This is a genomic window from Streptomyces sp. NPDC048643 (genome assembly GCF_040650615.1).
GTDB lineage: Bacteria > Actinomycetota > Actinomycetes > Streptomycetales > Streptomycetaceae > Streptomyces.
Window position 1 is genome coordinate 229,818 of the sequence record NZ_JBEZHO010000010.1, and the last position, 11,278, is coordinate 241,095.

At 73.4% G+C, this 11,278-nt stretch carries 11 protein-coding genes; 7 read left to right on the forward strand and 4 right to left on the reverse strand.

The genetic code is table 11. From position 1 onward, the window contains the following. Positions 1 to 214 precede the first annotated feature (214 nt). Complete coding sequence (locus tag AB0C62_RS13425) at positions 215 to 964, reverse strand: hypothetical protein (protein ID WP_362972514.1); 750 nt, start codon at positions 962 to 964, stop codon at positions 215 to 217. Between the two features lie 61 nt (positions 965 to 1,025). Here AB0C62_RS13425 and AB0C62_RS13430 point away from each other — a divergent pair, with 61 nt between their 5' ends. Next, positions 1,026 to 1,214, forward strand: coding sequence for a peptidoglycan-binding domain-containing protein (locus AB0C62_RS13430; RefSeq protein WP_362972516.1), 189 nt, complete (start codon positions 1,026 to 1,028; stop codon positions 1,212 to 1,214). 231 nt (positions 1,215 to 1,445) lie between these two features. Here AB0C62_RS13430 and AB0C62_RS13435 read toward each other — a convergent pair whose 3' ends face one another. Beyond that, positions 1,446 to 2,108: an HAD-IA family hydrolase gene (locus AB0C62_RS13435; RefSeq protein ID WP_362972518.1), complete on the reverse strand. Its 663-nt coding sequence runs from the start codon at positions 2,106 to 2,108 to the stop codon at positions 1,446 to 1,448. Positions 2,109 to 2,693: 585 nt separating this feature from the next. Continuing rightward, complete coding sequence (locus AB0C62_RS13440; protein WP_362972520.1) at positions 2,694 to 3,275, reverse strand: TMEM165/GDT1 family protein; 582 nt, start codon at positions 3,273 to 3,275, stop codon at positions 2,694 to 2,696. A gap of 595 nt (positions 3,276 to 3,870) precedes the next feature. On the opposite strand from AB0C62_RS13440, the gene AB0C62_RS13445 reads away from it, so the two are divergent. The 5 genes from AB0C62_RS13445 to AB0C62_RS13465 all read left to right on the forward strand — a co-directional run bounded on the left by AB0C62_RS13445 (position 3,871) and on the right by AB0C62_RS13465 (position 9,884). Further along, positions 3,871 to 4,515, forward strand: a complete 645-nt coding sequence (locus AB0C62_RS13445) for an HNH endonuclease family protein (RefSeq protein WP_362972522.1) — start codon at positions 3,871 to 3,873, stop codon at positions 4,513 to 4,515. Positions 4,516 to 4,662: 147 nt separating this feature from the next. Further along, positions 4,663 to 6,333 (forward strand): alkaline phosphatase D family protein, encoded by a 1,671-nt coding sequence (locus AB0C62_RS13450; RefSeq protein ID WP_362972524.1) that lies wholly within the window; start codon positions 4,663 to 4,665, stop codon positions 6,331 to 6,333. 111 nt (positions 6,334 to 6,444) lie between these two features. Then, positions 6,445 to 8,463: an FAD/NAD(P)-binding protein gene (locus tag AB0C62_RS13455; RefSeq protein ID WP_362972557.1), complete on the forward strand. Its 2,019-nt coding sequence runs from the start codon at positions 6,445 to 6,447 to the stop codon at positions 8,461 to 8,463. 84 nt (positions 8,464 to 8,547) lie between these two features. After that, the gene (locus AB0C62_RS13460; protein WP_362972526.1) at positions 8,548 to 9,003 is read left to right on the forward strand and encodes a DoxX family protein; all 456 of its coding nucleotides are present in this window, start codon (positions 8,548 to 8,550) and stop codon (positions 9,001 to 9,003) included. Positions 9,004 to 9,251: 248 nt separating this feature from the next. Further along, positions 9,252 to 9,884 carry a VTT domain-containing protein gene (locus AB0C62_RS13465; RefSeq protein WP_362972528.1) on the forward strand — a complete coding sequence of 211 codons (633 nt, stop codon included), beginning with the start codon at positions 9,252 to 9,254 and terminating at the stop codon, positions 9,882 to 9,884. A gap of 12 nt (positions 9,885 to 9,896) precedes the next feature. On the opposite strand, the gene AB0C62_RS13470 is transcribed toward AB0C62_RS13465, so the two are convergent. Beyond that, positions 9,897 to 10,127 carry a DUF2277 domain-containing protein gene (locus AB0C62_RS13470; protein ID WP_355877186.1) on the reverse strand — a complete coding sequence of 77 codons (231 nt, stop codon included), beginning with the start codon at positions 10,125 to 10,127 and terminating at the stop codon, positions 9,897 to 9,899. A 167-nt stretch (positions 10,128 to 10,294) separates the two neighbouring features. On the opposite strand from AB0C62_RS13470, the gene AB0C62_RS13475 reads away from it, so the two are divergent. Next, positions 10,295 to 11,209 (forward strand): 2-dehydropantoate 2-reductase, encoded by a 915-nt coding sequence (locus tag AB0C62_RS13475; RefSeq protein WP_362972530.1) that lies wholly within the window; start codon positions 10,295 to 10,297, stop codon positions 11,207 to 11,209. Positions 11,210 to 11,278 lie beyond the last annotated feature (69 nt).

Consider the following 11,278-nt stretch of genomic DNA (forward strand, 5'->3'; position numbering starts at 1 on the left):
TGAAGGATCTCCGGATAATCTCTGGAGTTCTCAGGGGGAGGGACCCACACGTGACTCAAGAGACCGGGCATGTCTGCCCCCGGTGCGCGGCCCACCGCGCACCGGACGGCACCCCGTCCTGCGCCTGCACCCGCCACGCGTCCGACGCCCTCCGCGACGCCCGCACGGCGGAGGCCGCGGCGGCGGAGGACTTCGACCCACTGCGCATACGCCCTTACGTGGAGCTGAGCCGGGACGGTACGGCCGGAAGTGTGCCGGGGGGCGCACCGCGGCCGGAGCCGACCGGGACGACGGCGGCGGGTGTCGCGGGGAGCGGAAGCGGGCTTGCGGGAACGGGCGGGGGCGCCGGGCCGGTAGACGGTTCCGGTGCGCGGCCCGGGCCGACGGACGCCGCCACCAGTTCCGGGGTCGTACCGCCGCCCGGAGGGGAGGACCCCTCGTCCACCATGCGACTGGCGGCCGTACCGGCTGACGCGGTCCTGCCGGCCGACGCGACCATGCGGCTGCAGGCGCTGCCGTCGGAGCCGCGGGCCGCCGACGTACGGCTGTTCCAGGAGCGCCCCTCGGAGTCCCGGGCGGCGGCCGCGGCGGCCGGCGGGCCGGGGCGCAGGCGGCGCAACGGGATCCTGGCCGCGGCCGGAGTCGTGGTGACGATGGTGGCGGCCGCGGGGTTCGCGGGCGGCCTGCTCTCGTACGACACTCCCGCGCGGGACGGGGCCCTGCCCGAGGACGTACGGGCGAGCGTGCCGGACGTGTCGCCGAAGGCGGCGTCGGTGGCCCCGTCGGCGAGCGCGTCACCCACGGTGTCGGCACCGGCGGCTCCGGCGTCGTCCCTGAGCGCGAGCCCCTCGCCGTCGGCGTCCGGGGCGAGCGCGTCGGCGTCGGCGTCGGCGTCGGTCTCGTCGTCCCCCTCGTCCACTCCTCCGACCGCGTCGGCCACCGCGACGGGGTCCGCGGGGGACACGGGGGGACAGCAGGGCCTGGGCCCCGCACCTACCCTGCAACGCGGCGACAACGGTCCCGAGGTGACCGAACTCCAGCTGCGCATGCGCCAGTTGAGGATGTACATGGGCGATGCGGACGGCCACTTCGACCGCCACCTCGAAGACGCCGTGCGCTGGTACCAGTGGGCGCGAGGCATCACGTCGGACCCGTCGGGCGTCTACGGCACCGCCACGCGCACCAGCCTGGAGTCGGAGACGTCCCCACCGTGAACCGGGGCTCGCCCTCGACGGCGGGCGCCCCGCGGCCGGGGTCCGGTGGGTGGGGCGGGGCTGTGCCGGACGCCGGGTGCGGGCCGCGCGTGGCCGGGTGCGTGGATTTCAGCCCCTCCGGCGTTTGAGGAGTGGGGTCTGGGGCGGAGCCCCAGGTACGGGAAGGGTAGGGGCGGAGGGGGCGAAAAAACCCACCCACGCACCCGGCACACCCCTCCCCCAACGACCCCCTCAGCCGATGTGAAGGCGAAGGGTCCCGTCGCCGAGGGACTCGACCCGCACCTGGGTGAGGTCACGTACGAGCACGTCCGGCGCGTGGAACCCGGCCCGGGGCCCGACCCCGACGACCCGCATCCCGGCGGCCCGCCCCGCGGCGATCCCCGCCCCGGAGTCCTCGAACACGATGCAGTCCTCGGGCGCGACCCCCAGCTCGGCCGCCCCCTTGAGGAACCCCTCGGGATCCGGCTTGCTGGCCCCGACCGACTCGGCGGTGACCCGCACGTCGGGAAGTTCGAGACCGGCGGCGGCCATCCGCCCGTTGGAGAGGGCCACGTCCGCGGAGGTGACGAGCGCGTGGGGGACGCCGGCAAGCGAGGCGAGGAACTCGGTGGCACCCGGGATCTCGACGACGCCGTCCATGTCGGCGGTCTCCTCGGCCAGCATCCGCGTGTTGTCCGCGTAGTTCTGTTCCATGGGCCGGTCCGGCAGGAGCACGGCCATCGAGGCGTAGCCCTGGCGGCCGTGGACGACCTGCATGACCTCGTCCCCGTCCAGCCCGTGCCGGTCGGCCCAGCGGCGCCAGCAGCGCTCGACGACGACGTCCGAGTTGACGAGGGTGCCGTCCATGTCGAGCAGGAGGGCGCGGGCGGTCAGAACGGTCGTGGCCGTCGTCATCGGCATGCTCCAGGGTGCAGGTAGGGGGTTCAAGAATCCCCCGGGAACAAGGCGGCCCCGCCCACCGGTCAGGGAGGTGCGGGCGGGAGCCACTTTGTTCCTTCACGATACAAAACAAGACCCCCTCGGCGCCACCGCCCCTGACCTGCCCTTATGTCATGCGGCCCACAGGGTCAACCCCCGACCCCCCAAAACGACACCCCCCGGCCACCCACCGGACACGAACCCGAAGCGCCCCTCGCCCCCTCCGCCCGTGGCCGACCCACGCCCGGGGCTCTCCGGCGTTCGAGGAGCTGGGTGGCCGAATTTCCCCGCCGGACCTTCCCACCGAAGGGATGGACGCACGGCCCGAACCCGACATCCGACGGAAGGGACGCACCCCAGCCCCAAGGCCCGCACTCGGCGTCCGGCGGGAGGGACCGTGCCGGTACATCGGATGCCCGTCGCTCACGTCCGGATCGAGCAGCCTGGCGCTGATGACCCAGGTCTGATCCAACGGCGACGGGCGGATGTACCGGCACGGCCCCGACCCACCCACCGGACCCCAGCCGGAGGCACCCGCACCGCCCGGCGCGCAGCCGCACCTCAGCCCGCGACGGCCTCGTACAGGCTCCAGACCCCCAGCCCCACCATCAGCAACGCGGCCACCTTGGTGATCAGCGACAACGGCACCCTCTTCATCAGCGCCTTGCCGCCCACGATGCCGAGCCCCGCGACCGCCCACAGGGCCAGCACCGCGCCGAGACCCACCGACAGGGGGTCGTCGTAACGCGCCGCGAGGTTCGCGGTCATGATCTGGGTGAGGTCGCCGAACTCGGCGACGAGGATGAGCATGAAGCCCGCCCCGGAGACCTTCCAGAAGCTCTGGTTCTCCGGATTGCGGACCTCCTCCTCGTCCTCGTCCTTCTTCATCAGCAGCACGGCCGCACCACCGAGGAACAGCACACCGGTGACCGCGTGGACGATCTGCTGCGGCAGCAGGGTCAGCACGCTGCCCGCCGCGACGGCGAGGGCCACGTGCACGGCGAACGCGGCGGCGACACCGGCGAAGACGTAGGAGGCGCGGTAGCGCGTGCCGAGGACGAGGCCGGCGAGGGCGGTCTTGTCCGGCAGCTCGGCAAGGAAGACGACACCGAAGACGAGCGCCATCACGCTGAAGCTGATCAAAATTCCTCAATCGGTCGGGCTGCCCCGCCGAGAGTGTTGCGACTGCGCGTGCTGTGACTGCGCGACACCTCGGCACGGCAGCGCACAGCGGCGCCCGCACCGAGAGGCGCGAGCGGAAGAACCCTTGCCGGAAGGCCCGGCGCGGGCATGTGCACTGCTTGCCGAAGGTCTCGCTGGCCGGCCTCGTGAACGAGGTCTGCCTCCGGGCGCCGGCTCAGACGAGCTGAGCAGTATGTCGACGGTCCGGCGAAGAGCTACTCCCCTTCTGCGCCGTTCATCATACGCGACCCGCGCAGCGACCCCGCAGGGCCGAAGGTCCCGCGACCTGGGAACACCCCGAGGAAGCTCCCCCCGGAAACCACCCCGGCGGCACAAGCGCGGCGATCACCGCAAGAGGTGAGCAAGCCCCCGAACGCCGCGAAACCGCGAAAAGCGCGAACGCCCCCACCCGCGCCCGCCGAAACTTCCGCCGCACACCTTGTCATGTCATGTACGCGTCACTAACTTCTAACCGCGTACTCACCTCCCGGTAACACACCCCCGCGAGCATTCGTTCGCTCGCACTCCAACGCCCCCACACCCCAAGGGAGTTCGCATGCCAAAGGTCTACGCGCGTCGACGGCTGAGCATACTCGCGGCCGCCACCGGACTGATAGCCCTGGCCGGTGTCTTCAACGGCCCGACCGCCTCCGCCGCCCTCCCCACCCCGGTCAGCGCGGCCACCGCGCGCACCTACCTCGCGTCCCTCACCGTCGCGACGGAGAACCGCACCGGCTACAACCGCGATCTGTTCCCCACCTGGATCACCATCAGCGGCACCTGCGACACCCGTGAGTACGTCCTCAAGCGCGACGGCACGAGCGTCGTCACCAACTCGGCCTGTACGGCGACCAGCGGGTCGTGGCACTCCGTCTACGACGGCGCCAACTGGACCGCCGCCTCCGACCTCGACATCGACCACCTCGTGCCGCTCGCCGAGGCATGGGACTCGGGCGCCGGCGCCTGGACCACCGCGCAGCGCCAGGGCTTCGCCAACGACGTCACCCGCCCGCAGCTGCTGGCCGTCACGGACAACGTGAACCAGTCGAAGGGCGACAAGGACCCGGCCGAGTGGATGCCCCCGCTCAGCTCGTACGCCTGCACGTACGTCCGTGCCTGGGTGCAGGTGAAGTACTACTACAACCTCAAGGTCGACTCCGCGGAGAAGTCCAAGCTCAGCTCGGTCCTGAGCGGCTGCTGACCCGAGCCGGCAGGGCCGTCCCGGACGCCCGCCTCCCCGTGAGATTCCGGGCACCGCTCCCCCCACGGCACCCCCGCGGTGTCCGGAAGCTCGCCATCGGCCTCCGTCGTTCCGTACCGTACGGGGCGACGGAGGAGGGTGATCATCATGGCCGAGCTGCGCCTGGGGCCGCTGCTGAGGTACGTCGACGGCTCGTCCGCGACCTTCTGGGTCGAGGCGAGCCGCCCGTGCACCGCCGAGGTGCGCTGCGCGGACGGGGCCTCGGGATCGGCCCCGACGTTCCAGGTCGCGGGCCACCACTACGCGCTGGTGGCGGTGAGCGGGCTGACGCCCGGCACGGTGACCGCGTACGAGGTGCTGCTCGACGACGTGACCGTGTGGCCGCTGCCCGACTCCCCCTTCCCTCCCTCGGTGGTCCGCACCTTCGCGGGAGACGAGGCGGCGGTCCGGGTCACCTTCGGCTCCTGCCGCTGGGCGGCGCCGCCCGCGGACGAGAAGGACCCGGTCGGGCCCGACGCGCTGGACACCCTCGCGGCCCGCATCGCCGCGGACCCGGACGGCGAACGCCCGGACGTGCTGCTGCTGTTGGGCGACCAGGTGTACGCGGACGAGGTCTCGGACGCGACCCGCGCGTGGATAGCCTCCCGCCGGGGTCTGGCGGATCCGCCGGGCCATCAGGTCGCGGACTACGAGGAGTACACCCGGCTCTACTACGAGTCCTGGCTCGACCCCGAGATCCGCTGGCTGCTGTCCACCGTGCCCAGTTGCATGATCTTCGACGACCACGACGTCATCGACGACTGGAACACCAGCGACGCCTGGCTCAAGGACATCCGCGCCACGGCGTGGTGGCGCGAGCGGATCCTGAGCGGCCTGATGTCGTACTGGGTCCACCAGCACCTCGGCAACCTCTCCCCCGACGAGCTCGCGGACAACCCGCTGTACGCGGCGGTGCGTGAGACGCCCGACGGCACGGACGTGCTGCGGGCCTTCGCCGCGCAGGCGGACGCCGACGCGGCCTCGGTCCGCTGGAGCTACCGCCGTGACTTCGGTCGGACCCGGGTCCTGATGGTCGACAGCCGGGCGGCCCGCGTCCTGGACGAGCAGAACCGCGCGATGCTCGACCCCGGGGAGTCGGCCTGGCTGCGCGAACAGGCCCTGGACGCGCCGGAGAGCCTCGACCACCTGCTGATCGGCACGTCGCTGCCCTGGCTGCTGCCCCCGCTGATCCACCAGGCGGAGGCGTGGGACGCCGCGCTGTGCCGCGGGGAGCGGGGCGCGCGCTGGGCGCGGTTCGGCGAGCGGCTGCGGCGCACGGCGGACCTGGAGCACTGGGCGGCGTTCCCGGAGTCCTTCGAGGAGTTGGCCGACCTGATCGCCGACGTCGGGTCCGGGGAACACGCTCCCGCGACCGTCTGCGTGCTGTCGGGAGACGTGCACCACGCCTACGTCGCCGAGCCGGTCTGGGCCGAACCCGCACGGCAGCCGGCGGCCCGGGTGGTCCAGCTGACCTGTTCCCCCGTCCACAACTCCGTCCCGCCGCAGATACGGCTCGGCTTCCGCTTCGGCTGGAGCCGCCTCGCGCGGGGGCTCGGCAACCGCCTCGCCCGGCACGGCCGCTGCGCGCGCCCCTCGGTCGACTGGAACCGGTCGGGCGGCCCCTGGTTCGGCAATCAGCTGATGACGCTGACCCTGCGGGGGCGTTCGGCGTCGCTGCGTCTCGAGAAGGCGGTGCGGAGTCGCGGCGACAGCGCCGGCGGGACGGTCGGGGGCGTCCGGCTGCGGACGGTGCGGGAGTCCGTACTCGCCCCGCAATAGGGCCTTTTCGCACGGTTGTTGTGCCGTTTGTCCCCGATGATCGTGACGCATCCCACACCGGGTGCCGATCCTTCGCTCCGGGGCTCGGTTCGCACAGCGCCCGGCGGCATGATGAGGCGGACCGTCCGCTTCCAGTGGGCGGTCCGCCGTCCTGCGCCCCCACGCCCGGGAGTCACACCTTTGTCTGCAGAGCCGTCCCCCCAGTGCTCCGCCGCGCCCGTCGCGGCGGGGTTCCCGGCGCCCGCCGGGTCCCCGCGGGTCTCCGTGGCCCTCGTCGGCGCCGGCCCGCGCGGTACGAGCGTCCTGGAGCGCCTCTGCGCGTCCGCCCCCGAGCTCCTCGCGCCGGGCGCACGGCTGACGGTCCATGTCGTCGACCCCTCGCCACCCGGCCCCGGCCGGGTCTGGCGCACCGGCCAGTCCCCGCATCTGCTGATGAACACCGTGGCCTCGCAGGTGACCCTGTTCACCGACGAGAGCGTGGACTGTTCGGGGCCGATCCGGCCGGGGCCGAGCCTGCACACCTGGGCGGGCGGCGAGCTGGGCCCGGACGTGTATCCGACCCGCGCCCAGTACGGCCGCTATCTGGAGTGGGTCTTCGGCGAGGTGGTGCGCGGGGCGCCGCCCGAGGTGCGGGTCGAGGTGCACGCGGCCCGGGCACTGCGGCTCACCGACGGTCAGGGCGGCCGTCAGACGTTGGCCCTGTCCGGCGGCCGCACGCTTGACGACCTCGCCGCCGTGGTGCTCGCCCAGGGACATCTGCCGGTGGTCCCGGACGCGGCGCAGCAGCGGCTCTCCGCGTACGCGCTGCGGCACGGTCTGCTGCACGTCCCGCCGGCCAACCCCGCCGACGTCGACCTCTCCCCCGTCGCACCGGGCGAGCCGGTCCTGCTGCGGGGACTCGGACTCAACTTCTTCGACCACATGGCCCTGTTGACGGAGGGCCGCGGCGGGCGTTTCGTGCGCGAGGGCGGGGGGCTGCGCTATGTGCCGTCGGGTGACGAGCCGCGGGTGTACGCGGGTTCGCGGCGCGGCATCCCGTACCAGGCGCGCGGTGACAACGCGAAGGGCCCGTACGGGCGGCACGTTCCGCTCGTCCTGACCGACGAGGTGATCGGGGGGTTCCGCAAGCGCGCGGACTCCGGTGACGCGCCGGACTTCCTCCGGGAGATATGGCCGTTGGTCGCCAAGGAGGTCGAGACGGTCTACTACGAGCGGTTGTTGGCGTCCTCGGGACGGGCCGGCTCCTTCCGGGACCGTTTCCTGGCCGCCCCCCATCGCGCGGCCGAAGAGGCGGCCGTGCTCGGCGCGTTCGGGATCGGGGAGGCGGAGCGCTGGTCCTGGGACCGCGTCTCGCGCCCGTACGCGGGACGGGACTTCGCCGATCGCGCGCAGTGGCGGGAGTGGCTGCTCGGCCACCTGCGCGAGGACGCCGCGCAGGCCGCGCTCGGGAACGTGGCCGGCCCGCTGAAGGCGGCGCTGGACGTGCTGCGGGACCTGCGCAACGAGCTGCGGCGGATCGTGGACCACGGCGGCCTGGCGGGAGCGTCGCGCCGGTCCCATCTGGACCGCTGGTATACGCCGTTGAACGCTTTCCTCTCCATCGGGCCGCCCCGGCGCCGGGTCGAGGAGCTGGCCGCCCTGATCGAGGCGGGCGTCGTGGAGGTGCTCGGCCCGCGGCTCGACGTGCGGGCCGAGGACGGCGCGTGGGTGGCGCACTCACCCGACGTGCCGGGCTCCGCCGTCCGCGCGACGGCTCTCGTGGAGGCGCGGCTACCGGAACCGGATGTGCGGCGGACCGGCGACGAACTCCTGGCCCGGCTGCTGAAGACGGGAGAGTGCCGGCCGCACACCGTGGACGGCTACGAGACCGGCGGCTTGGACGTGACCGAGCGACCATATCGCCTGATGGATCGTCAGGGCCGGTCGCACGCGCGGCGGTTCGCGTTCGGCGTGCCCACGGAGGGCGTGCACTGGGTGACGGCGGCGGGCGCGAGACCTGGAGTGGATTCGGTCACGCTCTCGGACGCCGACGCGGTGGCGCGAGCCGCGCTACGTGCGGCGACGGCCGAAGCGGAACCGCAAACGGAGGCCCGGCCGTGGCCGAATGTTGAACTTGCAAGCATAGATTAGGCTCACCTAACGTAGGTGACTCACTCGGTTCCGTCCCCACGGTCCGGCCCGCCGCGGCCGGATCAGACCGAAGGAGTTCCCCACATGACCGGACGCCTCAACAGCGCCCAGCCGTACGCCATAGCCCTGTTCCGCATCGTCGTCGGCCTCCTCTTCTCCGTGCACGGCACCGCCTCGCTCTTCGGCGTGCTCGGCGGCGCGGCGGGCACCGACGGCGGCACCGTCGACGCGGGCACCTGGCCCGGCTGGTACGCGGCCGTCATCCAGCTCGTCGCCGGCGCCCTCGTCCTCCTCGGCCTCGGCACCCGCGCCGCCGCGTTCGTCGCCTCGGGCTCGATGGCGTTCGCCTACTTCGACGTGCACCAGTCGGCCGCCCTGTGGCCGATCCAGAACGGCGGCGAACTCTCCGCGCTGTTCTGCTGGGCCATGCTCCTGCTCGTCTTCACCGGCTCCGGCGCGCTCGGCCTCGACCGGCTGCTCACCGCCCGCACCTCCGCGGCCGTGGAGGAGCAGCGGGCCTCGGAGCCCGTCACCGTCTGACCCACGGGCACCGCGCCCTCACCCGCACGACAGCGCCCGCCCCCGGTCACGGGAGGCGGGCGCCGCCGTGCCCGGCCGTGACCGGAGCGTGCGGGAAGGTGAACGTGATGTGACCGACACATGCGGCCCCCGTGGATCTCCGGCCGGGCCCGCGGCGTACGCTGTATGGCTGTACTGGCCGCCCCTGCCGCTCCCCGCGACGTCGCGGCAAGGTCCGTGCCTACGGGGGATTCCGGGGGAGTGTTTCGGTGCTGGAGAGTGTGGGGTCGCTGACGGGCAGCCCATGGATCTACGCGGCGGTCGCCATGTCCGTCGTCCTTGATGTGTTCCTGCCGGTCCTGCCGAGCGGGGTGCTGGTGATCACCGCGGCCACGGCCGCGGCGGGCTCCGCCACCGGCGCCGTTCCGCACGCCGTCCCCGACCTGCTGGTGCTGACCCTCTGCGCGGCCACGGCCTCGGTGCTCGGCGACCTGGTGGCGTTCCGCCTCGCCTGGCGCGGCGGCGAACGCCTGGACCGCGCCATCGCCCGCTCGCGCCGCCTCACGCAGGCGCAGGAACGTCTCGGCGACGTACTGGCGCGCGGCGGCGGGGCGCGCGGTGTGCTCGTGGTCGTCGCCCGTTTCGCACCGGCCGGGCGGTCGGTCGTCTCGCTCGGCGCGGGGGCGGCGCACCGCCGGATCCGCGAGTTCCTGCCCTGGTCGGTGCTCGCGGGCGTCGCCTGGGCCGGGTACAGCGTGGGCCTCGGCTACTTCGGCGGCCAGTGGCTGGGTGCCACCTGGCTGGCGACGGGCGTCTCGTTCGGGGCGCTGTTCATCGCCGGGGCGGGCGCGGCCTACCTCGTGCGCAAGCCCGCCGTACGCGAGCAGGGCACCGGCGCCTGAGCGTCCGGCACGCTATCCGGCCCGCCGGGCCGGCACGCCCCGTACCTCCAGGCTGTCGAGGAGGTCGGTGGTCGCGGCGGCGACCGCCTCGACGGCGCGGTCGAAGGCCTCCTGGTTGTGGGCGGCCGGGGCGCGGAACCCGGAGACCTTGCGCACGTACTGCAGAGCGGCGGCGCGGATCTCCTCGTCGGTCGCTTCCTCGGGGATCGACGGCGGACGGAGTGTCTTGATGCTGCGGCACATGAGTCCAGTGTCGCGCGGACGGCGCGATCGTGTGGCCCCCCGCGCGAACCCGCGGGCCCGGGGAACGCGAAACCCGCAGGCCCGGGAATAGCGTCACCGGTCCCGCGGATTGTGTTGATCATGACCCGGTGGCTCTCCTCGGGTCCCGTACGGAGGATCGAGGACCTATGGCGAACGACCGGCTGACCGTGGCGGTACTGGGTCCGGGAGGGGTCGGCGGACTCCTCGCGGCGGTGCTGGCCCGCGCGGGCCACCGGGTGATCTGCCTGGCCGGGGAGGACACCGGGCGGGTCCTGGCAGACGACGGCATCGAGGTGCGCAGCGCCCTGTTCGGGGACTTCACGGCCCGGGTGTCCGCGGACACCGAGCTGCGGGAGCCGGTCGACGCGCTGCTGATCGCGGTCAAGGCGACCTCCCTGGACGCCGCCCTGGAGCGGGTCCCGGCGAAGGTGCTGGGCGAGGAGGCCCTGATCGTCCCGTTCCTGAACGGCGTCGAGCACCCCGCCCTGCTGCGCGAGCGCCACCGCCCCGAGCAGGTGGCCCCCGCGGTGATCCGCGTGGAGTCGACGCGAACCGCGCCGGGAGTGATCGAGCACGGCAGTCCGTTCGCCGATGTCGACCTGACCGCCGAGACGGCGTCCCGCTCCCGGGTCGACGCGCTCGCCGCCGCGCTGGCACAGGCCGGGGTGGGCGTCCGGGTCGAGGCCGAGGAGGCGGCGACGCTGTGGGCGAAGATGTCGTTCCTCGCGCCGTTCGCGCTGCTGACGACGCGCTACGGACTCCCGCTGGGTGACGTACGCACGCTGCACCGCGACGAGTTGACCGCGCTGGTCGAGGAGACGGCGGCGGTCAGCCGGGCGTCCGGTGCCCCGGTCGATCCGGCGGCCGCCCTGGCCCGCTACGACGCGTTCCCGCCGGGCGCCAAGTCGTCGATGCAGCGCGACGCGGAGACCGGCCGCACCCTCGAACTCGACGCCATCGGCGGCGCGTTGCTGCGGGCCGCGGATCGCGCCGGGGTGCCGGTGCCGGTGGCGTCCGGTCTCGTACGGGACCTGACGCCGTCCTCCGGATCAGCCGGCTAGCCGCGCGCTCCTGCCCCGAACACCCGGGCCGTGGCCGGCCTCGATCAGGGACTGGTTGCGGCGCGAGAG

Excerpts from the sequence above, each read along its gene's own strand:
- AB0C62_RS13460 (WP_362972526.1), top strand. The coding sequence starts at position 8,548 with ATGACCGGACGCCTCAACAGCGCCCAGCCGTACGCCATAGCCCTGTTC.
- AB0C62_RS13455 (WP_362972557.1), top strand. The coding sequence starts at position 6,445 with ATGAGGCGGACCGTCCGCTTCCAGTGGGCGGTCCGCCGTCCTGCGCCC.
- AB0C62_RS13475 (WP_362972530.1), top strand. The coding sequence starts at position 10,295 with ATGGCGAACGACCGGCTGACCGTGGCGGTACTGGGTCCGGGAGGGGTC.
- AB0C62_RS13445 (WP_362972522.1), top strand. The coding sequence starts at position 3,871 with ATGCCAAAGGTCTACGCGCGTCGACGGCTGAGCATACTCGCGGCCGCC.
- AB0C62_RS13435 (WP_362972518.1), bottom strand. The coding sequence starts at position 2,108 with ATGACGACGGCCACGACCGTTCTGACCGCCCGCGCCCTCCTGCTCGAC.
- AB0C62_RS13450 (WP_362972524.1), top strand. The coding sequence starts at position 4,663 with ATGGCCGAGCTGCGCCTGGGGCCGCTGCTGAGGTACGTCGACGGCTCG.
- AB0C62_RS13470 (WP_355877186.1), bottom strand. The coding sequence starts at position 10,127 with ATGTGCCGCAGCATCAAGACACTCCGTCCGCCGTCGATCCCCGAGGAA.